Here is a 24189-nt window from a genome sequence, read left to right as displayed (position 1 = left end):
CATGAACAAGGTTCGGGCATTAGTCGTCGCCTTCGCCCTGGCCGTGACCCCAGTGGTCATCGGCGCCGCTCCCGCGCAGGCACGGTCCGCCACCGTGACCGCCGGCGAGATTCCGCCGGGCTACACCCTGGTCGGGGGGTACTTCCTCGGCAGGTCGTGGTGCCATAACGAAGGTAGGGCAGGCGTCGCCAACGGTTCGTGGACCGACTACATCTGCGAGGACAAGCTGGTCGGCCTGCCCGGTGGCATGTACCTGCTCCATACGTCCCTCTGGGTCAAGCGCTGACCTGCTGAGCGGGTCGCCGGAGATCCCCCGGGGTGTTGCGGGTCCACCGGGACCACCGGGACCCGGTGGACCCGCAACTCGCCCAGCACCCGGACCCGTACGGGCGTCGAGATCGGCATCGGGGCGGCGTAACACGCTCACCTCCCCCACCACACGCTCGCGAACGTCGCGAAGAGCACCAGGGCGCGGAACATCAGCACGGCCCGCGGTGGGGGAGATCACCTGCCGGGAGCCCGGTACGTCACTTCCAGTCGCGCGGCCTCGTCGATCTCCTCTGGCGTCAGCAGGACGGCGGTCTTCGTCCGTACGGCGCCGGACGCCGACACGGTGAGCCCCACAGCGGCCGAAGCCGCGTTGCTCGGCAGGTCGACGATCAGATACGTGTCCGTCTCGCCGAACGCGAAATACATCTGCTCCACCCGCCCGCCGACGCTTTCCACCATGCGCTCCACCGCTTCCCGGCGTCCGGTGCCGCCATCTTGCAGCACCCCTTTGAGGCCCTCTGCGGTGTAGGTCGCCTGGATCAGGTATTTGGGCATGGTCCGAGTCCCTCTTCTCGTGCCGCCGCCCTGTGCTCAGGCGGCCACTGCGGTCACGGAATCGGACTTCTCGGTATTGGATGAGGGTAATCCCACCCGTTGTACTGCTTTCCCCCTGCCGCCTCACCGAGACGACAGATCGCCGCTCAGGGGATGCCCGCCCTGCGCGCGAGGGGCGGTTTGCCGGCCCCGTGTAAGAGGGAGGCGCCGGCGCTGATGGCGTAGGGCAAGACCAACCTCAGGTGTCCTCCGGTTCCGGTACGGGGGTGTAGGTGGTCGTCGGCGACACGGGCGGGGCGGGCCGCGCGGGGGCGTCCGCCGTTGTGGCGTGGATGGTCTCCATGGCCTGGGAGGCTCGGGGGTATCCGATGTAGCCGGCCAGGAGCGTCATCAGGGCGGTGAGGGCGTCGTCGCCGAGACCGTGCTCGCGGCCCAGCCGCAGGTGGGTGAGGAGGCGGTCGCCGGAGACGCCCTGGGTGGCCAGGGCGGTGATGATGGCCACGCTGCGGTCGCGTCCGGTGAGGGCGGGGTGCGACCAGGCGGCGCCTCCGGCGGCCTGCAGTGCCTCCTCGGCGAACCCTGACCCCACCCGCGCGGCGAAGACGACGGGGACCTCCTGCTCGGGTACGCCGAAGATCCTGGAATAGGCGGCGATGCCGCGCTCCCGCCGTCCATTCCCCTCCTGGCCGCTTGTCTTCTGGTCATGCGTGCCCGTCACCGCTCGACGCCGGCGTAGAAGGCACGGGCGGCGAAGGCGATCCACTCGGGCCGCTCCCAGGTGGCCCAGCGGGTACGGGCCTCCTTGTCGATCGTCGCCGCCGTCTCGTCGGCGGAGGCGCCGGTCGCCCGTAGCCGCGTGGCCTCCGTGCGCACGTAGTCGAGGTAGTCGCGGACGTCGCGGATCAGCGAGGTGCCGGCCACTTCGCCGTGGCCGGGTACGACGATCTCGGCGTCGAGGGCGATCAGTTCGTCGAGCACGCCGATCCAGCGCACGCCGTCCACGTCCACGTCGTACGGCGGGAAGTACGGCGCGATGGGGAAGATGCGGGTCTCGAACAGGTCGCCACCGAACAGCACCCGGTCGTCGATCAGGATGACCTGGTCGGAGCCCGTGTGCGCCGGGCCGACGGCGCGCAGTACGGCCCTGCGTCCGCCCAGGTCGATCTCGGCCTCGCCCTCGTAGACCAGGTCGGGATCGACGAGTTCGACGTCCTGGAGCTCGGCCGCGGCGGCGGGGCTCAGGTCCTTGAACATGTCGATGTAGGCGGCGCCCTTGCGGTGCAGCTCCGCGCGCTGGGAGGCGTTGTAGACGATCGTCGCGGCGCCCTTGAACGCCTGCGCCCCGAAGCCGTGCTCGGGGTGGAAGTGCGTGACGGTCAGGTACAGGCGCCGCTCGCCGGCCAGGCGCCGGGCCTGCTCCAGGACGTGGGCGCCGTTGCGGGGGCCCATGCCGGTGTCGATGACCAGCGCGGCGTGCTCGCCCACGACGATGCCGACGTTCGGGACGAGCTCGATCCGGTTGTCGGGGATGACGTACACGCCGTCGGACACCTCGACGGGCTCGCCTCGCACGATCGGCGGCGGGCTCGTCCGTACGTCGGGGAGGTCGCCCTGGCCGGTGGGCGGGATGCCCGGGGTCGGCGGGGAATCGGTGGGGCACATGACCCGGCTCCAATCTGAACACTGTTGAGATGCCTGCGGCGAGCCTAGCAGCAGATCTGAGCGATGTTAAGATTGGGCGATGGCAAAGGGGCGATACCACCACGGCGACCTGCGCACCGCGCTGCTGGACGCCGCCGAGGCACTCGTACGCGAGCGCGGGGTCGATGGCTGGTCCCTGCGGGAGGCATCGGCGCGGGTCGGCGTCAGCCCCAGCGCCGCCTACCACCACTTCGCCTCACGCGACACGCTGGTCCGCGCCCTGTCCGAGCGGACGCTCGCCTGGCTCGGGGAGCACCTGAGACAGGAGTGCGAGCGGGCGCCGGCCCAGCGGAGCGACCCCCAGCAGCGTCTCGTCGCCCTGGCCCGCGGCTACGTGAACTGGGCGCTCGAAGACCCGGCCGTCGCCCGGCTCGTCCTGCGCGGCGGCGCCACCGGCCCGCACTCGTCCATTCCCACCCACCCGCACGACGTGCTCACCGCGGAGCTCGACCGGCTCGCGGAGGCGGGCGGCCTGCCCGCCCCCGGGCGCCAGGGAGCCGAGTTCGTGCTGTGGGCGGCGATCCACGGACTGGCCGTGCTGCTCGCCGACGGGCTGATCCGCATCGACGGCTCGCAGGCGGTCGATCTCCAGACCGAGCGTGTGGTCCGCTCCGCGCTCAACGGCCTGGCCCAGGAGACGTCCCCCGCGGCGGGCTGGCCGGCGGCGCACTCGGCCCACACCGAGCGCCTGGCCCGCCGGCGATCCACCCCCGAGGTCGATTGACGGTTCTCAAAGCCCGGTTCGGGCGGCCGGGCCTCGGCGTTCAGGGTGCCAGGCGGTGCAACGGCGCGGTGGGGAGCGCGATCCAGCCCTCCGTCGCCGCCTGCTCCCCCACCGGCACGGTCACCAGGCCCAGGGCCGAGGCGCGTGCGGCGAGCGCGGATATGACGGCGTCGATGGCGTCGTCCGAGGCCCGGCACAGCGGCTCGTATCCGCCCAGGTCCAGCCACGGCGCCGCCTCCAGCAGCCGGTCCACGAGCCGGCCCAGCCCGGTGAGATTCGCGGCCCGCTTGTACCCCCGGTACGGCAGCCCCCACACCTTCAGACACGCCGCCGGATAGACCTCCACGACGACTCCGCAGCCGCGCCGATCGACGGGGCGTCCACGCCGCGCGAGCTCGGCCAGCACGGCGGCGCACCGCATGGTCGCGTGCCCGATGCGGTCGGCCGACACGCTCAGCGGCGTGAGCCCGGTCTGCTCGTACACCACCTGGTCGGTGACCCGCAGCGCCAGGTCACGCCGCCAGACCCGGCCCTCCTGCCCCTCGGGCACCTGTACGTGCCCTGCGCGGTGGGCGGCGACGAAGTCCACGAACCTGTCGGGCCAGCCGAGCGGACAGTCGATCCCGGCCTTGGCCGCGTCCATCACCGCCTCGACGATCAGATCGTCGCCCGCTCCGGCCTCCACCCGCTCCAGCCGGGCCCGGCCGGGCGACCAGTCGAGCCACGCCACCGCGGTCCGCACCGCCTCCGCGGCGAGATCGACGCCAACCGTCACCATCCCCTCACAGTAATGTCGGCGCGAGCAGGCAGTCGGCTTGCGACCACGCCTATGGGGGCGGGGCGGGATCGGCGCGAGCAGGTAGTCGCCTGCGGCCACCTACGCCTATGGGGGCGGGGCGGGATCGGCGCGAGCAGGCGGTCTCCTACGGCTACGCCTACGGGGCCGGGGCCGGGCTCGGGGTTTCGGCGTCAGCGGGGGACGGCCTGGAGCAGGCGCTCTTCCTCCGCGGCCCTTTGGTCGTACGCGGAGCGCGCGGCCGAGATCTCCTGCTGGTGCTCCTCGGTCCAGATCACCAACGACTTGATCACCTCGTGCAGCGAGATGCCCAGCGGGGTCAGCTCGTAGTCCACCCGGGGCGGCACCACGGGGTAGACCGTCCGGCTCACCAGCCCGTCGCGCTCCAACTGGCGCAGGGTGACCGTGAGCATGCGCTGGCTCACGCCGTCCACGGCCCGGCGTAGCTCGGAGAACCGCATCGTCCGCCGTTCCAGGAGGGCGATCACCAGCAGCGACCACTTGTCGGCGACGCGGTCCAGGATGTGCCGCACGTCGCAGTCGGCTCGGACATCCCACTGCCGGGCCTGGTCGTCCTCGGTTCCCGTGCAGTAACCCAGTGCCTTTGAAGTGCCGTCTTCCATGGTTCCCCATGGTGACGCAAGATTCCTTCGTTACCAAACAGAACCGTGGGAGAGAGTCCTGTGTCCATCACCGTCCAATCCCCGGCGCCGTCGTTGCGCCTGACGCCACGGGCCTGGGGAATGCTGTTCGTCCTGTGCGGGGCGATCTTCCTGGAGGGCATCAACGTCGCCATGCTCAACGTGGCGCTGCCCGCGATCCGGACCGACCTCGGCCTGTCCACCGGGGAACTGCAGTGGGTGATCAGCGCCTACGTCCTGGGCTACGGCGGATTCATGCTGGTCGGCGGCAGGGCGGCCGACCTGTTCGGCCGCCGCCGCATGTTCCTGATCTGGCTCGCGGTCTTCCTCGTCGTCTCCGCCCTGGGCGGGATGGCCGGCGAGGGCTGGGTCCTGATCGCCGCCCGCTTCGTGGCAGGCGTCGCCGCCGCGGTCATGACCCCGGCCGGACTGTCGATCATCACCACCAGTTTCCCGGAAGGACCGCAACGCAACCAGGCGCTGCTGGTCTACTCCGGCACCGCGGCCGGCGGCTTCTCACTCGGACTGGTGCTCGGCGGCCTGCTGGCCGCGGTGAACTGGCGGCTGGTGCTGTTCGCGCCCGCCGTACTGGCCCTGATCATCCTCGTCCTGGCGGTGCCGCTGATCCCCGCCACCCCGGTGGAACGTTCCCGCGACCGGCGCGTGGACGTGCTCGGAGCGGTCACCATCACCGCCGCCATCATGCTGCTGGTGCTCGGCGTCGAGCGGGCCGCCCACGCCGACGCCGTCTGGACCGCCGCCATCATCGCCGCCGGGCTCGCCCTCACCGCCCTGTTCATCGTGATCGAACGCAGGTCGGCCGCGCCGCTGCTCCGGCTGGGCATCCTGCGCTCCGGGCCGCTGGTGCGGGCCAACCTGGCGGGCCTGCTGTTCGCCGGCGCCTTCTTCGGATTCCAGTTCATCGCGGTGCTCTATCTGCAGGAACTACGCGGCTGGAGCTCGTTGCAGACCAGCCTGGCCATGCTGGCGATCGGCGCGGACGCCATCCTCGCCCCCACCCTCACCCCCCGGCTGGTCAACCGTTTCGGCAACCCGAAGGTCATCCTGGCCGGGCTGCTGCTCGCGGTGCTGTCCTACGTCCTGTTCCTGCCGATCGGCCTGGACACCGTCTACCTGGCCATGTTCCCCACCATGATCATCCTCGGTGTGGCGTTCGCCCTCGCCTACGGACCGCTGACCATCGTGGCCACCGACGGCGTGGAGGAGAGCGAGCAGGGACTGGCCGGCGGACTGCTGTACACCTCCTTCCAGTTCGGCGCCGCACTCGGACTCGCCGCCAGCACCGCCGTCATCGTCGCCACGACCGCCGGCGGCGGCCCGGCCGATCTGCTCGACGGCTATCGCGCCGCACTGGCCGTGCCCATCGCCGCGGCGATCCTGGCCGCCGTCATCAGCGCCTTCGGCCTGCGCGAGGACCGGCACAAGGACCTGCGGAAGGAGTCCGTTCGATGAGCGCCGTCGTCTCGTCCTTCGCCGACATCGAAAGCGAGTTCAACGCCTTCATCGGCACCACCGTCTACGCCACCATGGTCACCATCGACGCCAAGAACCGTCCTCGCACCCGCGTCCTCATCCCCGTCTGGGAGACCGTGGACGGGCGGCCGCGGGGCTGGCTGGCCACCTACAAGACCCCCGTCAAGGCCGCCCATCTGGCCCGTAACCCGCACACCTCCTTCTCCTACTGGAAACCGGGCAACAACTCGGTCGCCATCGAGGCCGTGGCCACCTGGATCGAAGATCTGGAGGTCAAGCGGCACGTCTGGGACCTCTACCGCGCCACCAGCCCGCGCGGGGCCGGCTACGACCTCGGCAACTTCTGGCGGTCGCCCGCCGACCCCCAGTTGCACGTCCTCCGCCTCGATCCGTGGCGCGTCCAGGTGATCCGGGGCATGGACCTGCGCAGCCGCATCTGGACGGCGCCGGAGGCGTGACCTCCGCGGTCCCGCCGGCCGCGCCCACATCGCCGCGGCCGGCGGGAACGTACGGGTGCGTCGGCGGGAACGTACGGGTGCGTCGGCGGGAGGTCAGCCGCCGGCGTAGGAGATGTTCGGCCGGGGCGGGCGGGTCATGCCCGCGCCGAGGAAGTAGTCGACGTGGTGGGACTGCACGTATCCCTTGAGGGTCATGCCGTTGCGGTAGGCGGGGTTGTGCGCCAGGGTGTACAGCCGGGTGGTGGTCGGGCGGTCCGTGGTGAAGACGATCAGCTCGTCGTAGCCGGCGTTGGTGTAGACGGCCTCCTCACGCCAGTCGCCGAGGATGTCGCCCACCAGGGCCGGGTTGCGGCCGCCGGCGGCGTTGACCGCGCCGAACCTGGAGATGGTGAGCAGCCGCGGCAGGCTGTTGCTCGTCGTGGGGTTCTCGGGGTCCCACTTCTCGAACTTGCCGTCGTTGAGCAGTTCCATGGTCAGGTCGCCGTCCCACCACAGGCCCAGGTGCGGCCATGGGCTCAGTGAGGTGTCCGGCTCGGCGAGGGTGTTGCGGGGCGCGTTGTAGAGGCCGGAGAAGGACCACACCTCCATGCCGGGGAAGCGGGGATCGATGTCGCCGGCCATGCCGCGTCCGACATCGGCGACGCCGTCCTCGATGTGCTTCCAGATGATGGTGCCGGTACGGGCGTCGTAGTAGTACTCGCGCAGGCCGCTGGGGTTGTTCTGCTGCACGCCGTAACCCTGCAGACCGGCGCGGCGGGGATCCATCTTGGCGATGTGGAAGCGGTCGCCGTGGACGATCCCCTCGTCGGCGAGGCTGTAGCGCAGGGTGCCGTCGCCGTTGAGGACGAAGCCGATCTCGGCGATCTCGTCCTTGCCGTCGCCGTCTACGTCCACGATGCGGGTGTTGTGCCCGTCGGCCATGTCCCCGTCGCCGCGCAGCCACTTCCACTGGCGGGTCAGCGCTCTGCCGTCGAATCTCCAGGCGCACATCATGAGATTGAAGTCGCCGTCACCGATCCGGTTCTTCATGAACGCGACCAGGCTGGGGGTGACACCGTCGAGGTAGCCGATGCCGAAGCGGGCGTACATGGGGCCGTCGCCGATGTAGTCGGTGGGGACGGGGGCCGTGGCCCGGGGTGCTCCGGTCCGGCCGTCGAGGATCGCGATGGCCTGGCGGACGTTGTCGGCGGCGGTGTGTTTCGTGCCGTCGCCGAAGGTGACGCCGTTGGCGACGCGCAGGGCGACCTCGGCGCGGCCGTCGCTGTCGAGGTCGCCGACCGTGACGCCGTCCCAGTGGCCCACGTCGATGGTGGCCGAGCCGCCTTCGATGTTGTCCTGGTCGGTGCTGTTGGGCCCCATGTTCACCGACCACAGGAACCGCCCGTCGCCGCGGTACGCCTCGATGGTCTGCGGGGAGGTCTGGCGGTCCAGGACGTAGTCGTACTCGCCGTCGCCGTCCAGGTCGCCGGCCCAGACGAACTTGACCGGCCCGCCGGGGCGCAGCGGCACCCGTACCACGGGCTCGACGGCGTGGTTCGCGCTCAAGGTGAAGGCGGCGCTCGGCGCCTGCTCCGTGCCGTTGATCACCGGGCGCACCCGGTAGCTGTTGGCCTTCGTCAGGTCGGCGGTGGAGTCGGTGAAGTTGGTCCCGCCCGTCAAGACGCCGGAGTTGAGCTTGACGTAGGCGCCGCCGGCCGTGGAGCGGTAGACGTTGAAGCCGATCCCGTCCGGGTCCAGCCCCAGCAGCCGCCAGGTGACCAGCACGCTGGTGCTGCTGGAGCGCACGGCCACGACCCCGCGGCCGAGGTTCTCCATCGGGCGGACGAGCGCGGCGGCCGAAGCGGTGGCGGCGGACGCGGAGGCGCCGGTCAGTGTGGTGGTCGCGGCCAGGAGCGCCGAAGCGGCGATGGCGCCTTTCCGGAGAGCGCGCGCGAGGTGCATGGTGTTCTCCTTGCGTCGGGGGGTGAAGCGGGCTTACGCCGGGAGCCGGTCGCCGATCAGGGCGAGGCACTGGATGGCGGCCAGGCCGTACTGCGCGGAGGCGTTGGTGGACAGGTCGGCCTCGTCGATGGGCTTGAGCACCTTCGAGCCCTCGATCCGCCTGGACGTGAACGGGTGGTTCTTCGGGTAGCCGGCGTGGCCGGTGTCGAACTCCTTCCACGCCCGCGCCGCCAGGGTGGCGTCGCCGAGCTTGGCGGCGGCGTACGCGGTCAGCCGGGAGTGCGCCTGGCGCAGGTTCTGGCTGCCGAACGACTGCCCGGTCTCGGCCCGCTGCTCGGCGGCGGTGCCGTTGTAGAGGCGGCAGTACTGCAGCCACGCCCTGGTGAACGCCTCGTCGCCGGTCAGCGAGATGACCTCGCCGCACAGCTCGACCAGTCCGAACACGGCGCCGAGCGAGCCGACGGCGACCGCCGTGCCGGTGGGCCTGAAGGTGCCGTCGTCGAGGTTGTACAGGCCCTCGCCGCGGATGAACCCGTTGGGCATGGCGGCGATCGTGCGCATGCCGTTCAGCAGCTTCTCCCGGGCGATCGGGTCGCCGCCGCGCTCCCATTCGGTGAGCCAGGCGAGCGCGAGACCGCTCCAGCTCGTCGTGGTGCTGATCAGCAGGGCGTGGGGGTCGGGCTCGTACGGCTCGGTGCGCAGCTTGCGGTTGGCGTCGAGGACGAGGAAGGACCTGTCGGAGTCGACGAGGTCGCGCATCAGGTCGCCGACCCGCTCGTCGGCGGTCAGGAAGTAGTAGAAGCGCCGGTAGCCGGCGTTGCTGATGCGCACCTGCTTGGCGCTGTCACCGAAGTGCTGCACGCCGTGCCGGGTGCCGAGGTCCTTCCATCGGCCGATGTGGTAGACATCGACCTCGCCGGTGTGGCGGGTCATGGCCTCGGCGAGCCGGAACGCCTCCGCCTTGCCGGTGCGCAGGTAGTGGTACCACAGCCACAGGTCCGTGGACAGCTCGGAGTTGTCCCACGCGTAGCCGCCGACGTCGTACCGCCAGACGTGCCGGTCCTCGTCGTAGCTGTGCATGACGTCGCCGTAGTCCCAGAAGCCGTACCAGGAGCGCTGCTCGACCTGCTTGCGGTAGTGGTCGAACATGAAGTCCAGCCGGTCCTCGATCTCCTTCCTGGCCGGGGTCGAGCGGTCCACCGGCGACCAGTCGCCGAACACCCCGGCCGCGTGCAGGTGCGCCGGGGGCGCGACGATGAGCGGCGGCGTCCGTACGGCGTCCGTCAGCTCGGCGATCTTCTCGGCGGCTGGGGTCGCCTCCAGGGCCCAGAACATCAGCTCCGTCGTACGCGCGATGCCGTACGGGGTGCCGAAGCCCGGCTCGTAGTCCTCATACGTGATCTCCAGCCCTTCGAGCTGCTCGGGATAGGTGTCCTGGCCCATGCCGTCGTGGTAGAAGCGCAGGTCCATCGCCCCGGCGTCGGGCGACCACAGCCACACCGTCGCCTCGGCCGTGTCGCCGGCCGCGCCGCGGATGTCGAGCTGGGTGGGGTGGAGCTGCCAGAAGTCGCGCATGCCGAAGGCGAACCCGCCCTCCGGGCCGCCGACATAGGCGAGCCCGCCGGCCCGGCCGCCGGCGTCCACCGGGATCCAGCCGTGACCCGCCTTGGTGCGCTTGCGGATCTGGAAGCCGTCGGCGGTGAGCTGGCGCAGCGAGTAGTCGCCGAAGGCGGGGATGAGGTGGAGGCGGGAGCCGACCCGGGGGTCCCAGGTCTCCACCGGCGGGGTGGCCCGGCCGGCGACCTGGGCCTGCCGCACCGCCGCGCCCGGGTCGCGGCGCAGGCCGGTGATCCCGCGCACCGCCTCCGACAGCACGCCGTCGCCCGGCCCGGCGAAGCGCACGTGCCGGTCGTGCGGCTCGCCGCGCATCGGCACCTCGAACCGGATGCCCAGGCCGCGGATGAAGTCCTTCTTCTCGTTGCCGTCGTAGACGAAGCTGTGCACGGCGCGGATGCCGTCGCCGCCGGCGTAGAAGTACAGGCGCACGGTGAACGGCAGCCACGACCGGTTGCCGTGCCTGTGCCTGCCCTCGATCCTGACCACGGCGCGAACCGGGCCGGACTGCTCGACCGTCACCTTCTCCGTCCGGCCGGAGAACTTCTCCCGCTTGCCCGATCCGCCCTCGTCGTCGTCCGGCTCGTCCTGGCGCAGGCAGATCAGCTCGCCGTCGCGGGCGATCTCGACGTCGCCGCGCAGGATGGCGCGTACCAACCGGTCGCCCTTCTTCGGAATCCGGCAGGTGATCACGCCGGTGCTCACCTCGACCTCGTCGCGGCCGTCCTTGACCGTCACGGCCGCGGCGGGCGCGGCGGGCTGCCCGGAGGTGAGCACGTACTGCTCGGCCGGGGCCACCTCGGGGCCGATGGCGTGGGCGGTCCACTTCAGCGACCCGTCCGGCCAGTACGCCGTGGCCCACGACTGCACGGGCACCTGCTGCCCGGCGGCCGTCCGCAGCGCGAAGGTCTGTCCCTTGGGCACGGCGCCCTTCGGCCAGGCCACACCCCACGTGGACCCGGCGGCGAGCTGCCGCGGCGCGCCGCCTTCCAGCCACCTGAGCTGTACGCCGTCGGCGAGCGCCCTGCTCGGCCGCTCGGCCTCGGCGCGGGCGGGCCGGGCGGGCAAGCCGATCTGACCGGCGACGCCGATCGCCGCCGCGCTCAACAGGAGATTCCGTCGGGACATCATCGCCATGGGGGGCTCCGCTCGGGTAGGCGTAACGTCGCTGAAACGGCCACGTGTTTAACCGTTTACTAAGAAGGGATCGCAGCACGCGTCTCGATGCATGTCAAGTGGGAGGTTTTGGCATGGATACGCTTGCAATGCATTGCCGCAGCGTGTGACCCTGAGACGATCCAGGGCGTACGAGCAGGCGCTTCGGCAGGGATGCGGACACCTCGCCGGGCGCGTGGACGCATCTCGTGCAAGCGGTTTACCTGCGTGTTGCGGCGTCAGGTGGTGCTGCGGGCAGGTGCCTGGCACCCGGCGTCGCGTGTCGCCGCTCATCCCTCGTGTCCCGGTGGTCGCGAGTGTGGCCGTAACCGGGCGGCGCGTGCGGGCGTGAAATCTTTTCGCAGGGCGAAAGGGCTGTGGCGAGCCCAATTCCCGCAGCTCATAGTGGCGTGACAAGAGTCACAGCCAGGGCGCGGCGATGCCCCCGCACCGCCCGGCCGGCGCGCGTACCGGAGGGGATGCCCGTAGCGAGTCGATCGTCGATCTCACCCGGTCACCTCCGCCGCGGCGGAGACGCACTGTCTCGACGAGTTGGTCACCCCGATGAACGCGAAGCCGTTCCTCGCGCCCCTGGAGCGGGTGGCGCCGGGCCGAGGAGCGGGCCCCGCCCCGCCGATGGGCGGCGTTTCGGCCACGCGGGCCGCCTTCCCCTGCGATTTCCCGATGACGAAGGAGCGACGACGGTGCCGTCACCACCGCTGCTCGAAGTTAATGATCTGTACGTCCGATTCCCGAGCCCGGCAGGACCGGTGGACGCCGTCGCCGGTGTGTCGTTCACGGTCTCGGCCGGTGAGACGGTCGCGGTCGTCGGTGAGTCCGGTTCCGGCAAGAGCGTGATGTCGCTCGCGGTGCTGGGACTGCTCGCCCCGGGCGGCAGCGCGGCGGGCTCGGTGCTGTTGCGGGGCGAGGAGCTGGTCGGGGCCGATGCGGAGCGGCTGCGGCGGCTGCGCGGCGCCGACATCGCCATGATCTTCCAGAACCCGATGAGCTCCCTGGACCCGCTGTTCACGATCGGCGACCAGGTGGCCGAGGCGCTGCGGGCGCACCGGCCGATGCCGCGGCGGGCCGCGCGGACGCGCGCCGTGGAGCTGTTGCGGGAGGTCGGGCTGCCGGACCCGGAGCGGCGCATGCGGGCCTACCCGCACGAGCTGTCCGGCGGCCAGCAGCAGCGGGTCATGGTGGCCATCGCCCTGACCTGCGAGCCGGCGCTGATCATCGCCGACGAGCCCACGACGGCGCTGGACGTGACCGTCGAGGCGCAGATCCTGGACCTGCTGCGCAGGATGCGCCGCGACCACGGCACGGCGTTGCTGCTCATCACCCATGACATGGCGGTCGTGGCCGAGATGGCCGACCGCGTCGTGGTGATGTACGCCGGGCGGGTGGTGGAGCACGGCCCGGTGGCCGAGGTGCTGCGCGCGCCGCGCAATCCGTACACCCAGGCGTTGATCGCGTCGATCCCGACGCCCGCCACCCCGCGGGACCGGCCCATGGCGGCCATCCCCGGGAGCGTGCCGACGCCCGCGGCGGCGCCCCCCGGCTGCCGGTTCCACCCGCGCTGCCCGTCGGCGCAGGACCGGTGCGCGGAGGAGGAACCCCCGCTGTACGACCTGGGCGCGCGGCGGGCGAGCCGGTGCTGGCTGCACGACGCCCCCTGGGCGGGCTCGGCCGCGGCGGTGGGCGGGGAGGTGCGCCGTGCGGGGTGACGCGACGGCGGTGGAGGCTCCGGTGGCGGCGCCGCCGCTGTTCGAGGCGCGCGACCTGGTCAAGCACTTCCGCTCCCGGCGCAGCGTGGTGCACGCGGTCAACGGCGTCTCCCTGAAGATCCCGCGGGGCCGTACGGTTGGGCTGGTGGGCGAATCCGGGTCCGGGAAGTCCACGGTCGCCCGGCTGGCCCTGCGCCTGCTCGAACCGACCTCGGGCGAGCTGACCTTCGACGGCGTCGATCTGCGGCGGGCCTCGCGGGGCGAGATGCGGGCGCTGCGGCGGCGGATGCAGATCGTCTTCCAGGACCCGCTCGGCTCGCTGAACCCCCGGATGCGGGTGATCGACGCGGTGGGGGAACCGCTCGCCGTGCACCGGATCGCCAAGGGCAGGGCCCAGGTGGACCGGGTGGTGGAGCTGCTGGAGCGGGTCGGGCTCGGCGCGGGCGATTTGTACCGATTCTCCCACCAGTTCTCCGGCGGGCAGGCGCAGCGCATCGGCATCGCCCGCGCGCTGGCGACCGACCCGGATCTGATCGTCTGCGACGAGGCCGTCTCGGCGCTCGACGTGTCGGTGCAGGCCCAGGTACTGAACCTGCTCAAGCGGCTCCAGGCCGAGCTGGGCCTGTCCTACCTGTTCATCGCGCACGATCTCAACGTCGTGCGGTACATGGCCGACGAGGTCTGCGTGATGTACCTCGGGGAGATCGTGGAACGGGGCGACGGCGACGCGCTGTTCGCCGATCCGCGCCACCCGTACACGGAGATGCTGGTCTCCGCCGTACCGGAGTTCGCCCCCGAGCGGATCGGCGACGACCGGCACCGCCCGGTGCCCCGGGGCGAGCCGGCCAGCCCGAGCGATCCCCCGCCGGGATGCCGGTTCCACCCCCGCTGCCCGCGCGCGATGCCGCGCTGCCGCGAGGAGGCGCCCGCGATGCGCCGGATCTCGGCCGGCCGCACCGTGGCCTGTCACCTGTACGACCCCGGCGAGTCCGGCCGCGCAGAGTCCGGCCCCAGAGCGTCCGGCCCCGGAGCGTTCGACGCCGGAGAGGAGGGGGGTCAGCGATGATCGGCTACACCCTGCGCAGGCTGGGCTACGGCGCCGTGGTCATGCTCCTGGTCACGGTGTTCGTGTTCGTGGTCATGCGGCTGGTGCCCGGCGACGCGGTGAGCCTGCAGTTGCAGGACACCGGGGTGAGCAGGGCGGAGGCCGACGCGCTGCGCGCGGAGTTCGGGCTGGACGCCCCGGTGTGGGCGCAGTTGTGGGACTGGCTCGGGAACGCGGCGCGGGGAGACCTGGGCGTTTCCTTCTACAGCGGGGAGCCCGTGGTCGAGATGTTCCTGGCCCGCGTCCCGGTGACCGTGCAGCTCGGCCTGCTGGCGATGCTGGTCGGCTCGCTGCTCGGGATCGCCCTCGGCGTCGTCGCCGCGGTCACCCGGGGCTCGGCGGTGGACGGCGCGATGCGGCTGTTCGCGGTGGCGTTCCTGTCGGTGCCGAACTTCGTGGTCGCCCTGCTGGTGCTGACGATGCTCGCGCTGTGGTTCGCCTGGTCGCCGCCCATCGTGTACGCCGGGCCGGGCGAGGACTTCGCCGGATGGGCGCAGCAGATCGCGATCCCGGTGCTCGCGCTGGGGACCGGGGGGATGGCCGCGGTGGCCCGGCTGACGCGCTCGTCGATGCTGGAGTCGCTGGGGTCGGACTACATCCGCACGGTGCGCGCCAAGGGAGTGCGGGAGCGCACCGTGGTGGTCAAGCACGCGCTGCGCAACTCCACGATCGCGGTGCTCACGCTGCTCGGGCTGGAGCTGGCCACCGTGCTCGGCGGGACGGTGATCATCGAGCAGATGTTCGCGCTCCCCGGCACCGGACAGCTCATCTACCAGGCGGTGCTCGACCGGGACTACCCGGTGGTGGTGGCCTGCACGATCTTCTACGCCGGCCTGTTCGTCATCACGATCATTCTCCTCGACCTGCTGTACGCGCTGGTCGATCCGCGGATTCGTACCGGGAGGGCGCTGTCGTGACCCCGAAGCAGACGCTGCCGGAGAAGGCGGCGGTGCGGCCCGTGCGCAAGGCCGGGCCGGTGGCCGAGCCGCGCCGGGACGGTGTGCGGCGCGCGCTGAAGGCGTTGCGCGGGTTCGCCCGCGCCCAGCCGCTGGGCGCCACCGCGTTGCTGCTGATCTGCGTGTTCGTGCTGGTGGCGCTGGCCGCGCCGTGGATCGCCCCGCACGACCCGCTGGAGCAGTTCCGCCGGGACATCCTGGAGCCGCCCTCGGGAACGTTCCCGCTCGGGACCGACGACCTGGGCCGCGACGTGCTGAGCCGGACGATCCACGGCGCCCGCACGTCGCTGATCATCGGCCTGGCGACCACGGCCGTCAGCCTGGTGCTCGGCACCGCGATCGGCGTGGTCTCCGGCTACTTCGGCCGGGTGCCGGACCTGGTGGTGCAGCGGGTGATGGACGCCGTCCAGGCCGTCCCCGGGATCGTGCTGCTGCTGTTCATCGCGGTGATCCTGGGCCCGTCGGTACGCAACACGATCATCGCCCTCGCGGTGGTGATCACGCCGTCGTTCAACCGGATCGCACGGGCCGAGACGCTGCGGGTCCGCCAGGAGCCCTACGTCGAGGCGGCCCGCGCCACCGGGGCGCACGCGCCGCGCATCCTGGCGCTGCACGTGCTGCCCAACATCCTGGCCTCGGTGTTCACCCTGGGCAGCCTGATCTTCGCCGGTGTGATCATCGCGGAGTCGGCGCTGAGCTTCCTCGGCATCGGCGCGCCGCCGCCCACCCCGTCCTGGGGTCTGATGCTCTCGGAAGGGGTGCGCTACGTCGAACGCGCGCCCTGGATGATCATCGTGCCCGCCGTGGCGCTCTCGCTCGCGGTCTTCAGTTTCAACCTGCTCGGCGACGCCCTGCGCGACCATCTCGACCCGCGCGTGCAGCGGCCGGCCCTGGGCCGGATCACGGGCCCGTGGTGGGGGCGCCGGGCGCTGTCCCGGCTGGCCCCGAGCCTGGCCCGCGCCACCGAGCGCATCGACCCCACCGACGTACGGGCCGGCGCCTCCGGCCGTACCCACGCACGATGAACGATTGGAGGCGGGAGCATTGAACCTCTCGTGGAAGCGCCGCCGTACGCTGCTGGGCGCAGCCCTCGCCGCGGCGTTGACCCTGTCGGCCTGCGGCAGCGGCGGCGGCGGTGACGACGGCAAGGCGGCCCCGGCCGGCAGACCCCAGGCGGGCGGCACTCTGGTGCTCCAGCTTCCCTCGGAGGTCACCCGCGGGCTCAACCCGCTGACCAGCAGCGATCCGACGCTGATGGGGCTGCTGTCGGGCACCGTCTACAGCAAGCTGGTGGACGTCAAGACCGGCCCGGACACCAGGTCGCTGGAGATCGTGCCCGACCTGGCCGAGTCGTGGGAGATCTCCAAGGACGGGCTCACCTACACCTTCAAGCTGCGCGACGACGTGCGCTGGCACGATATCCCTCCGGTGAACGGGCGCCCGTTCACCTCCGACGACGTGGTGGCCACCTTCGAGGGGCTGAAGAAGGCCACCATGGTCCACCAGTGGATGATCGAGCCGGTCCGCGTCATCGAGGCGCCCGACGAGCACACCGTGGTGTTCAAGCTGAAGCGGCCCTACAGCCCGCTGCTGGACTACCTCGCCTACCACTTCAACATGATCCTGCCCCGCGAGGGCGTCGAGGGCGAGTTCGACCTGAAGACCAAGGCGATCGGGACCGGCCCGTTCATGCTGGACCGGCACACCCCGGACGTCGAGTGGGTGCTGAAGAAGAACCCCGACTACTTCATCCCGGGCCGGCCCTACCTGGATGAGATCCGGCGTCCGATCATGACCGACATCGCGGCCGTCACCGCGGCGCTGCGCAGCGGGCGCGTGGACGTCGGGACCACCAGCGACGTGAACGTGGCCAAGCAGCTCGAATCCAAGGGCTTCCAGGTCAGCGAAACACCGGGCGCCCCGGTCAGCATCTACATCAACCCGAAGGTGGAGCCGTTCGACGACGTGCGGGTGCGGCAGGCCGTGGTGCGGGCCGTCGACTGGGCCGGCATGGGGGAGAACATCCGGGGCCGCTACAACCTGACCTCGATGCTGCGGCCGGACATCACCCCGGCCGCGCTGCCCCGGGAGGAGGTCATGAGGCTGCGGCCGTACGACCCGCAGGGCGCCAAGGCGCTGCTGGCGCAGGCGGGCCTGCCGAACGGTTTCACGACCAAGCTGATGGTGCAGCGCGTCGATGACGAGGACGTCCGCGAGGCGCAGTGGATACAGGACGACCTGGCCAAGATCGGCGTCAAGATGGAGATCGAGATGGTCGATCCGGGCACCGGCATCGAGCGGCGCCGCAACCACGACTTCGCCATGGCCAAGGCGCTGCGCGGCGTGCACCTGCCCGACCAGGTGTGGCGCGACTTCGAGCCCCAGTCGCTGGAGAACTACACCCAGGTCGACGACGCCGAGCTGAACAGGCTCCTCGAACGGTCGCGCGCCGAGCTGGACGAGGACAAGCGCAACGAGATCTACCGGCAGATGCAGGTGCGGATGGAGACGCAGATCGTCCAGGCCGTCTACCCGATCCAGAAGTTCGACTACTCCATCTCCCGCGACCGGGTGCGGGATCTGTGGCCGAGCCCGATCTACCAGGGCAGGCGGCTCGCGGACGTGTGGCTGAGCGATTCGTAGGCGGGACATGAGAACGGCGGCCACCGGGAGAACCCGGTGGCCGCCGTTGTGTGTGCTGTTCGGGGTGCCCGCTAGCTAGCGCGGCGGCTCGATGCGGACGGCGGCGCCCGACCAACTGGAGAACACCCGGACGACCATGGAGATGCCGGCGTTGCGGGCCCCGGCCACGATGATCGGCAGGTTCCGCGGCGAGTCGTCGGCGAAGAACCGGTCGAAGCCCTCCAGCTCGCCGTCGTCGTCCTGGCGCCTGACGTTCCCCGACAGGCCGTTCTTGCCGGCGCGGGCCAGCTCGGCCTTGGACCGCCCGCTCCGCTCCAGCAGCCAGCCGCGTACGTCGGCCTTGCTCATGCCGGCCGCGGCCAGCATCTGCGCGTGCTCGGGGCAGAACACCACGCCCGCGCTGGCGTGCCGGAAGATCCAGCTACCGGTGCGCGCGATGGTGTCGGCGAAGTCGCCCAGCAGCAGCTCGGGGTCGCCGGTGTGCCGGTTGTCCACGAACTCGCTGGTCCTGACCAGGGTGGTGGACACCGCGTCCACGCCGGCGGCGACCCCGCCGTCCACGGAGAAGGGCTCCCACGGGCTCTCCTCCTCGTTCTCGGCGACGCACATCGCCCACCGCCCGGGGACGCCCTGGGTGGCCTGCTCCAGCACGTGCGGCACCACGCCGAGCGGGTTGCGTACGATCAGGCCGATGGTCCGGGCCACGGTGGCGTTGGCGCGGAAGCCGGGGCCGAACACCCCGCCGGTGCTGTTGAAGCCGAGGCGCGCCCGCACCGGGCCGTTGACCACGATCAGCGGCGCGGGGCCGCTGGTGCTCTGCCAGCCGCCGCCCACGGTGGACCGCTCGGCCATCAGCGCGTCCCATGCGGCCAGCACCACCGGGAAGTACTCCGGGCGGCAGCCGGCCATCACCGCGTTGATCGCGGCCACCTCGACCGTCACCTGCCGCTTGAGGTGGTCCAGCCGGCCGATGACCTCCTCCGGGGACCGGGAGGTGGTGGCGAGGAACGCGTCCACGAGCTCGCGCGTCGCCGGCACCACAGGGAGGCCGTCGGTCCAGCCGCGCTCGTACATGTACTCGATGGACCTGTGCGCGGCGTCGAGGGGGTCGGGGGCGTCATCGGCGCGCACGGGCTCGGCGGCGTCGAGGGTCATCGCCCGGCCTCGCTCACCCGGGCCGCCACGTCGGCGGCCAGTTCGGCGGCGCGCGCGGCGACCTGCGCCGGGTCGAGCACCGCCACCGGGTGCGGGGTCAGCAGGATCTCGAAGTCCGGGTCGCCGTGTACCTCGGCCATCGCCCGCGCCGTCACCTCGAAGGCGTCGCTGCAGATCACCGCGGCCGGGATGCCCGCACGCTCGAACAGGATGCCGTCGGCCGCTGCCGAGGCGCTGCACGAGCCGCAGTCGCCGACGCCGGTGACCACCACGTCGCTGACCGCGGCGATCTCCTTCAGCAGGGGCTCCTCCACGGGGAGCGCGACATGCCCCTTGGTGCGCTGGATCGTCACCACCGCGCCGTACCGCTCCGTGAGCCGCTTGCCGATCTCGGCGAGCAACTGGGCGGCGTTCTGCTTGGTGTTGTTCAGCAGGCCGACGCGAGCGCCCTTCAGGCTGGGCACCCGTCTCGCGGCGACCGCCGCGCCGGTCGGCCGCGCCGACAGCCCGGTCGGGTCGAGGATGCGGTCGAACATCCCTGCACGCACCTTCTCTCATCACTCGTGATCGTGCCGCTCACGCAATGTAAATCCGCGGCGCCCGCGGCGGAATCACCGCTTTCATGACACGGAAGAACTTCTCCGAAATGGCCCCTCTACCTCGCCGGCCTCGGCGGAGAAAGGCGAATTCCGCATAGCGGAATCATTTTTTCCCGCGAATTCTGCCGCTACCGGGAGACTGTCCGTTTGTGTAGCCTGGTTAACGCATGCGTAACTCAGGTCGAGAAATACGTGCAGGCAGGTGAGTCGATGACTGTCCTGGCGCCCAAGTCTCCGCAACCCGATCGCCCGACATCGGCCCAGCGTCTGCTCGCGATCCTCGGCGTCTTCGACACCGAGAACATGGCGCTGTCCCTGAGCGAGATCAGCCGCAGGTCCGGCCTCACGCTCAGCACCACCCACCGGCTCATCAACGAGCTGCGCTGCTGGGGCGCGCTGTCCCGGCACAGCGACGGCAAGTACAGCATCGGCCTGCGCATCCTCGAACTCGGCACCCTGGCCCCCCAGGGCGGCCAGCTCCGCGAGATCGCGCTGCCGTTCCTGCACGATCTGCAGCACGCCACACGGGGCAACATCCACCTCGGGGTCCCCGAAGGCCACGACGTCATCTACGTCGAGTCGCTGCGCGCCCGCGACACCGTCCCGGTGCCGAGCAGGCTCGGCGGGCGCTGGCCCATGCACGCGACCGGCACCGGCCTGGTGCTGCTGGCCCACTCCGCCCAGGAGTTCCAGGAGGAGGTGCTGGCGTCCAAGCTGCGCCGGTACACCGCCAACACGCTCACCGACCCCGACGCGCTGCGGCACTTCCTGGCCGGGGTGCGCAAGTCGGGGGTCGCCATCGTGGAGGGCCAGCTCACCCTCGGCGCGATGGCCGTCGCGGTGCCGATCCGCGGCCCGCACAACCGGGTCGTGGCCGCGGTCGGCATCACCGTGCCGAGCGGATCGACCTCCCCGCACTCCCTGGTGCCGGCGCTGGCCGCGGCCTCCCGCAGCATCTCCCGCGCCCTCGGCGCCCCGTCGGCCGAGGGCGGGACGGCGCGCCCGCCGCTGCGGTGGCGGGCGCGGGCCGGCCTGGCTACTCGCCCATCGGGACCGAGGTGACCGGCTGCACCGGGAACCGGTGCGGCGGGCCGCCGTCCACGGCGAGGATCTGCCCCGACACCCAGCGGGCGCGGTCGCTGAGCAGGAACAGCGCCGTGTGGGCGATGTCCCATGAGGTGCCCTCGGTCTTCAGCGAGGTGCCCTCGCGGCGCTGCTCCCGCATCGACTCCGGCATGGAGCCCCGCGCGGCGAACGCACCCCAGATCGCGCCGACCTCGATGCAGTTCACCCGGATGCCCTGCGGGCCGAGCGTGGTCGCCGCGCCCTCGGTCAGGTTCTCCAGCCCGGCCTTGGCCACGCAGTAGATCAGGCCCGGCCCGCGCCTGCGCACCCCGACCGAGGAGATGTTCACGATCGAGCCGCCGCGCGGCAGCACCGGGGCGGCGTGCCGGGTGATCGACCACGCCGACTTGAGGTTGACGGTCATCAGCCGGTCGTAGTGTTCCGGGGTCGTGTCGAACAGCCCGCTCCGGTCGCCGGCCGCGACGTTGTTGACCAGCCCGTCCAGTGCGCCCAGGCGGTCCACCGTCTCGGCGACGGCGTCGGCGCAGGCCCGGTCGGAGGTCACGTCGGCGATCACGGAGATCGCCTCGCCGCCGTCCCGCTCGATCAGCTTGACGGTACGCTCGGCGGCCTCCGCGTCGCGGTCGAGCACGGCGACCCGGCCGCCGTGCGAGGCCACCACCTTGCAGATGGCATAGCCGACACCGGGGTACGCGGTGCTCTGTCCGCCCCCGGTGACGAGCACGGTGCGCCCGGCCATCCACAGCGGGCCCGCGTCGGCGAAGGGATCGATCATCGGGTCGTCGGGCATTGCCTGCTCCTATCGTGGGGTGTCAGCCGGAGACCCGGGTCAGCCGGGACTTCATCTCCGTACGCTCGATCGAGCCGGGCGGGACCAGGGTGACCGCGGCCCGGACCGTCAGCCGGCTTCGGATCAGATCCTCGATCTCGTGCCGCAGCCGCTCCCGGTCGCCGGGCTCCTCGCCGTACTCGACCTCCACCCGCAGCGGCGGCTCCACCCGCGGGCCGGGGCTCGGCAGGACGATCTGCACCACGCCGTTGGTGCGCGGATGCAGGGTCTGCACCAGATCGCGCACCGCGGTGGGGAACACGTTCACCCCCAGCACGATCAGCATGTCGTCGGTGCGGCCCACGCACCGGATGAGCGGCGCGCCGTCCTCGGCCAGCCCGGTGACCAGCACCCGGTCCCGGGTGCGGAACCGGATTAGGGGGCAGCACTCGCGGTCCACCGAGGTGTACACCAGCTCGCCGGACACGCCCGGCTCGGGATCGACCGGCTCGCCGCCGTCCGGGTCGATCAGCTCCACCAGCACGTGCCGGCCGCCCGTGAAGCGCATGCCGCCCGCGCCCGGCGGCTCGGCGAACAGCACCGGCGCCATGTCGGCGTTGCCCAGCCCCTCGGTGACCCGCGCGCCCCACTCCTGCTCGATGTGCCGGCGGAACGCGGGCTCTCCCCCGCCGGGCTCGCCCCCGACGAAGATCTTGCTGATGCCGAACTCCCTGGGATCGCGGCCCAGCCTGCGCAGGTACTCGGCCAGGTAGCGCACGTACGAGGGCGTGGCGTGCAGCGCGGTGACGCCCAGCGAGTCCAGCGCCTGCACCGCCTTCTCCGACGCCCCGGTGCCGATCGGGATCATGGTGCAGCCGATGCGCTCCAGCGCGTCCCGGATCGGCAGCCCGCCCACGAACAGCGTCAGCCCGGCGCCGTGCAGCACCACGTCCTCGCGCCGCGCGCCCATGGTCATGAAGGCCCTGGCCACCATCTCGGTCCACGCCTCGGCGTCGCGCCGGGTGACGCCCACCCAGCTCGGTTTGCCGGTGGTGCCGGTCGAGGCGTGCACGCGGATCACCTCGGCCATGTCCACCCCCGCGTGCAGGCCGAGCGGCGGCGCGGCCGCCTGGGAGTCGCGCAGCATCTGCTTGTCGGTGAAGGGCAGCTTGCGCATGTCGTCCAGGGACACCAGCGCCGCCGGATCCACCCCGTGCACGGCGAACAGGCCGGCGTAGAACGGAGAGCGCGCGGGCAGCCCGGCGAGCTGTGCGCGGAGCATCGCGGTGACGGCGTCCCGGTCCTCAGCCGCGACGAATCCGGGTGTGATCACGTATCGTCCTTCCGGGCGATGGATGATGACGCCGCGAACGCCGCCGGAATGGCACATCCCGGCGGCCGTGCACGCGACACGGGCCTCGTACGCCCGCGCGCAAACGGCGGCTACCAGCGGTGATCTCACTATGCCCAGCGGGCGGCCCGGCGATCGAGACGTCTTTCGCGTCACGGAAACCAATTACGCGCGGGCAGGCGGGGTCGCGATCCGGGTTTCCGCGACGTGAAATCCGCGTCGCTTTCGCCCGGCCCCGCCGACATTCTGACAGCGAAGCGAGAGGCGGATCGGCGCGGAATTCAGCGGCCGGTCACCAGGAGAGAGGCCCGCCTTCCATGGCAGACACGGTACGTGCGGCCGTGCAGGTCGCCCCCCGCACGATCGAGGTGCGCGAGTTCCCCCGGCCGAAGACAGGCCCGGACGACGGCCTGCTGCGCGTCGAGGCCAACGGCGTCTGCGGCAGCGACGTCGAGATCTACAAGGGGCGTCTGGGCTCGATGGCGCGGGAGAACCCCAGACCGTTCGTGCCCGGCCACGAGCCCATGGGCGTCATCGAGGAGGTCGGCGAGCGGGCCGCGGCCCGGTGGGGCGTCAAGCCGGGCGACCGGGTGGCCGTGGAGGTCGTCGTCCCGTGCCGCTCCTGCCACAGGTGCCTGACCGGCCGCTACCAGTCCTGCCCCAACCGGAAGTACGGCCACGGGGTGACGCCGACCGACACGGAGCCGGCGGTGTGGGGCGGCTTCGCGGAGTACATGTACCTGTCCCCGGGCTCGATCCTGCACCCCATCGACCCCACCCTGCCGGCCGAGGTCGCCGCGATGTTCAACCCGCTGGGCGCGGGCGTGCGCTGGGCCTGCCACCTGGGCGGCGTACGGCTCGGCGACACCGTGCTGATCCTGGGCGCCGGGCAGCGCGGCCTGGCCGCGGTCATCGCGGCACGGGCGGCCGGCGCGGGGACGATCATCGTCACCGGCCTGGAGGCGGACGCGCACAAGCTCGCCCTGGCCCGCGAGTTCGGCGCCGGCCACACCATCGTCGTGGACGGCGAGCACGCCGCCGACACGGTCGAGCGGGTCCGCGAGATCACCTCCGGCGAGCTGGCCGATGTCGTGCTGGAGCTGACCCCGACGGCCGCCGCGCCGGTCACCGACGCCCTGCTCGCCGCCCGGCACGGCGGCCGGGTGGTGCTGGCCGGGCTCAAGGGTCACCGCGAGATACCACTGCGCACCGACCTGATCATCAACCGGGCGCTGACGGTGGTGGGCGCGTTCGGCGTGGACGCCCGCGCGTACGCCGAGGCGATCGGCATCATCGAGTCGCGCCGCTACCCCCTGGAGAAGATGCACACCCATTCCTTCGGGCTGGACGACACCGCCCTCGCCATCGAAACCCTCGGCGGCGAGGTGCCGGGCGAGGCCGCCGTGCACATCTCCGTCCACCCCCACGCCTGAGGTCTCCCGAGGTCCG

General features: G+C 71.6%; 22 protein-coding genes. 11 read left to right on the top strand and 11 right to left on the bottom strand.

Annotated features, from left to right (window positions below):
* Position 1: 1 nt before the first annotated feature.
* Positions 2-286, top strand: coding sequence for a hypothetical protein (locus tag HNP84_RS44335; RefSeq protein WP_185056113.1), 285 nt, complete (start codon positions 2-4; stop codon positions 284-286).
* Between the two features lie 218 nt (positions 287-504).
* Here HNP84_RS44335 and HNP84_RS44330 read toward each other — a convergent pair whose 3' ends face one another.
* From HNP84_RS44330 to HNP84_RS44320, 3 genes are all read right to left on the bottom strand, one after another.
* Positions 505-825, bottom strand: coding sequence for a GYD domain-containing protein (locus HNP84_RS44330; protein ID WP_185056112.1), 321 nt, complete (start codon positions 823-825; stop codon positions 505-507).
* Positions 826-1063: 238 nt separating this feature from the next.
* The gene (locus HNP84_RS44325; RefSeq protein WP_185056111.1) at positions 1064-1543 is read right to left on the bottom strand and encodes a carboxymuconolactone decarboxylase family protein; all 480 of its coding nucleotides are present in this window, start codon (positions 1541-1543) and stop codon (positions 1064-1066) included.
* On the bottom strand, positions 1540-2487 hold the full coding sequence (locus HNP84_RS44320) for an MBL fold metallo-hydrolase (RefSeq protein WP_185056110.1): 948 nt from the start codon (positions 2485-2487) through the stop codon (positions 1540-1542). The genes HNP84_RS44325 and HNP84_RS44320 overlap by 4 nt, the downstream gene beginning before the upstream one ends.
* Positions 2488-2566: 79 nt before the next feature.
* Between HNP84_RS44320 and HNP84_RS44315 the strand changes: the two genes are divergently transcribed.
* On the top strand, positions 2567-3250 hold the full coding sequence (locus tag HNP84_RS44315; protein WP_185056109.1) for a TetR/AcrR family transcriptional regulator: 684 nt from the start codon (positions 2567-2569) through the stop codon (positions 3248-3250).
* 40 nt (positions 3251-3290) lie between these two features.
* Here the strand turns inward: HNP84_RS44315 and HNP84_RS44310 are convergent, their stop codons facing one another.
* Complete coding sequence (locus HNP84_RS44310) at positions 3291-4028, bottom strand: DUF429 domain-containing protein (RefSeq protein WP_185056108.1); 738 nt, start codon at positions 4026-4028, stop codon at positions 3291-3293.
* Positions 4029-4219: 191 nt separating this feature from the next.
* Positions 4220-4669 carry a winged helix-turn-helix transcriptional regulator gene (locus HNP84_RS44305; RefSeq protein ID WP_185056107.1) on the bottom strand — a complete coding sequence of 150 codons (450 nt, stop codon included), beginning with the start codon at positions 4667-4669 and terminating at the stop codon, positions 4220-4222.
* Positions 4670-4729: 60 nt separating this feature from the next.
* Here HNP84_RS44305 and HNP84_RS44300 point away from each other — a divergent pair, with 60 nt between their 5' ends.
* Together HNP84_RS44300 and HNP84_RS44295 are read left to right on the top strand one after the other, a co-directional pair.
* Positions 4730-6160, top strand: a complete 1431-nt coding sequence (locus HNP84_RS44300) for an MFS transporter (RefSeq protein ID WP_312927073.1) — start codon at positions 4730-4732, stop codon at positions 6158-6160.
* The gene (locus tag HNP84_RS44295; protein ID WP_185056106.1) at positions 6157-6639 is read left to right on the top strand and encodes a pyridoxamine 5'-phosphate oxidase family protein; all 483 of its coding nucleotides are present in this window, start codon (positions 6157-6159) and stop codon (positions 6637-6639) included. The genes HNP84_RS44300 and HNP84_RS44295 overlap by 4 nt, the downstream gene beginning before the upstream one ends.
* 93 nt (positions 6640-6732) lie before the next feature.
* On the opposite strand, the gene HNP84_RS44290 is transcribed toward HNP84_RS44295, so the two are convergent.
* The gene (locus HNP84_RS44290) at positions 6733-8580 is read right to left on the bottom strand and encodes a rhamnogalacturonan lyase family protein (RefSeq protein ID WP_221337530.1); all 1848 of its coding nucleotides are present in this window, start codon (positions 8578-8580) and stop codon (positions 6733-6735) included.
* Positions 8581-8613: 33 nt separating this feature from the next.
* The gene (locus tag HNP84_RS44285; RefSeq protein ID WP_246519420.1) at positions 8614-11301 is read right to left on the bottom strand and encodes an exo-rhamnogalacturonan lyase family protein; all 2688 of its coding nucleotides are present in this window, start codon (positions 11299-11301) and stop codon (positions 8614-8616) included.
* Between the two features lie 752 nt (positions 11302-12053).
* Between HNP84_RS44285 and HNP84_RS44280 the strand changes: the two genes are divergently transcribed.
* The 5 genes from HNP84_RS44280 to HNP84_RS44260 are packed head-to-tail and all read left to right on the top strand — an operon-like array spanning position 12054 to position 17780.
* A complete protein-coding gene (locus HNP84_RS44280) occupies positions 12054-13076 on the top strand; it encodes an ABC transporter ATP-binding protein (RefSeq protein WP_312927069.1) in 1023 nt (340 codons plus the stop codon).
* Positions 13066-14142, top strand: coding sequence for an ABC transporter ATP-binding protein (locus tag HNP84_RS44275; protein WP_185056103.1), 1077 nt, complete (start codon positions 13066-13068; stop codon positions 14140-14142). Before HNP84_RS44280 ends, HNP84_RS44275 begins: the two co-directional genes overlap by 11 nt.
* Complete coding sequence (locus HNP84_RS44270) at positions 14139-15098, top strand: ABC transporter permease (protein ID WP_185056102.1); 960 nt, start codon at positions 14139-14141, stop codon at positions 15096-15098. Before HNP84_RS44275 ends, HNP84_RS44270 begins: the two co-directional genes overlap by 4 nt.
* On the top strand, positions 15095-16162 hold the full coding sequence (locus tag HNP84_RS44265) for an ABC transporter permease (RefSeq protein ID WP_185056101.1): 1068 nt from the start codon (positions 15095-15097) through the stop codon (positions 16160-16162). The genes HNP84_RS44270 and HNP84_RS44265 overlap by 4 nt, the downstream gene beginning before the upstream one ends.
* A 19-nt stretch (positions 16163-16181) precedes the next feature.
* Complete coding sequence (locus HNP84_RS44260; RefSeq protein ID WP_185056100.1) at positions 16182-17780, top strand: ABC transporter substrate-binding protein; 1599 nt, start codon at positions 16182-16184, stop codon at positions 17778-17780.
* 75 nt (positions 17781-17855) lie between these two features.
* Here HNP84_RS44260 and HNP84_RS44255 read toward each other — a convergent pair whose 3' ends face one another.
* Together HNP84_RS44255 and HNP84_RS44250 are read right to left on the bottom strand one after the other, a co-directional pair.
* Positions 17856-18935, bottom strand: coding sequence for a hypothetical protein (locus HNP84_RS44255; protein WP_185056099.1), 1080 nt, complete (start codon positions 18933-18935; stop codon positions 17856-17858).
* Positions 18932-19471 carry a UGSC family (seleno)protein gene (locus tag HNP84_RS44250; RefSeq protein WP_185056098.1) on the bottom strand — a complete coding sequence of 180 codons (540 nt, stop codon included), beginning with the start codon at positions 19469-19471 and terminating at the stop codon, positions 18932-18934. Before HNP84_RS44250 ends, HNP84_RS44255 begins: the two co-directional genes overlap by 4 nt.
* Before the next feature lie 273 nt (positions 19472-19744).
* On the opposite strand from HNP84_RS44250, the gene HNP84_RS44245 reads away from it, so the two are divergent.
* Positions 19745-20596, top strand: coding sequence for an IclR family transcriptional regulator (locus HNP84_RS44245; protein WP_185056097.1), 852 nt, complete (start codon positions 19745-19747; stop codon positions 20594-20596).
* Here HNP84_RS44245 and HNP84_RS44240 read toward each other — a convergent pair.
* Both HNP84_RS44240 and HNP84_RS56540 read right to left on the bottom strand, forming a co-directional pair.
* Positions 20571-21410, bottom strand: coding sequence for an SDR family NAD(P)-dependent oxidoreductase (locus HNP84_RS44240; RefSeq protein ID WP_221337529.1), 840 nt, complete (start codon positions 21408-21410; stop codon positions 20571-20573). The two genes, HNP84_RS44245 and HNP84_RS44240, sit on opposite strands and share 26 nt — an antisense overlap.
* A 22-nt stretch (positions 21411-21432) precedes the next feature.
* Positions 21433-22722, bottom strand: coding sequence for a phenylacetate--CoA ligase family protein (locus HNP84_RS56540; RefSeq protein ID WP_185056096.1), 1290 nt, complete (start codon positions 22720-22722; stop codon positions 21433-21435).
* 335 nt (positions 22723-23057) lie between these two features.
* Here HNP84_RS56540 and HNP84_RS44230 point away from each other — a divergent pair, with 335 nt between their 5' ends.
* The gene (locus HNP84_RS44230) at positions 23058-24173 is read left to right on the top strand and encodes a zinc-dependent alcohol dehydrogenase (RefSeq protein WP_185056095.1); all 1116 of its coding nucleotides are present in this window, start codon (positions 23058-23060) and stop codon (positions 24171-24173) included.
* Positions 24174-24189 lie beyond the last annotated feature (16 nt).

The sequence above is a fragment of the Thermocatellispora tengchongensis genome (genome assembly GCF_014202315.1).
Lineage (GTDB): Bacteria > Actinomycetota > Actinomycetes > Streptosporangiales > Streptosporangiaceae > Thermocatellispora > Thermocatellispora tengchongensis.
The sequence above is the reverse complement of the archived record's forward strand: the minus strand, read 5'-3'. Positions and strand labels throughout refer to the sequence as shown.

Coding starts and splice junctions, on each gene's coding strand:
- HNP84_RS44335 (WP_185056113.1), top strand. CDS start 2: ATGAACAAGGTTCGGGCATTAGTCGTCGCCTTCGCCCTGGCCGTGACC.
- HNP84_RS44330 (WP_185056112.1), bottom strand. CDS start 825: ATGCCCAAATACCTGATCCAGGCGACCTACACCGCAGAGGGCCTCAAA.
- HNP84_RS44320 (WP_185056110.1), bottom strand. CDS start 2,487: ATGTGCCCCACCGATTCCCCGCCGACCCCGGGCATCCCGCCCACCGGC.
- HNP84_RS44315 (WP_185056109.1), top strand. CDS start 2,567: ATGGCAAAGGGGCGATACCACCACGGCGACCTGCGCACCGCGCTGCTG.
- HNP84_RS44310 (WP_185056108.1), bottom strand. CDS start 4,028: ATGGTGACGGTTGGCGTCGATCTCGCCGCGGAGGCGGTGCGGACCGCG.
- HNP84_RS44305 (WP_185056107.1), bottom strand. CDS start 4,669: ATGGAAGACGGCACTTCAAAGGCACTGGGTTACTGCACGGGAACCGAG.
- HNP84_RS44295 (WP_185056106.1), top strand. CDS start 6,157: ATGAGCGCCGTCGTCTCGTCCTTCGCCGACATCGAAAGCGAGTTCAAC.
- HNP84_RS44290 (WP_221337530.1), bottom strand. CDS start 8,580: ATGCACCTCGCGCGCGCTCTCCGGAAAGGCGCCATCGCCGCTTCGGCG.
- HNP84_RS44270 (WP_185056102.1), top strand. CDS start 14,139: ATGATCGGCTACACCCTGCGCAGGCTGGGCTACGGCGCCGTGGTCATG.
- HNP84_RS44255 (WP_185056099.1), bottom strand. CDS start 18,935: ATGACCCTCGACGCCGCCGAGCCCGTGCGCGCCGATGACGCCCCCGAC.
- HNP84_RS44250 (WP_185056098.1), bottom strand. CDS start 19,471: ATGTTCGACCGCATCCTCGACCCGACCGGGCTGTCGGCGCGGCCGACC.
- HNP84_RS44245 (WP_185056097.1), top strand. CDS start 19,745: ATGACTGTCCTGGCGCCCAAGTCTCCGCAACCCGATCGCCCGACATCG.
- HNP84_RS44240 (WP_221337529.1), bottom strand. CDS start 21,410: ATGCCCGACGACCCGATGATCGATCCCTTCGCCGACGCGGGCCCGCTG.
- HNP84_RS44230 (WP_185056095.1), top strand. CDS start 23,058: ATGGCAGACACGGTACGTGCGGCCGTGCAGGTCGCCCCCCGCACGATC.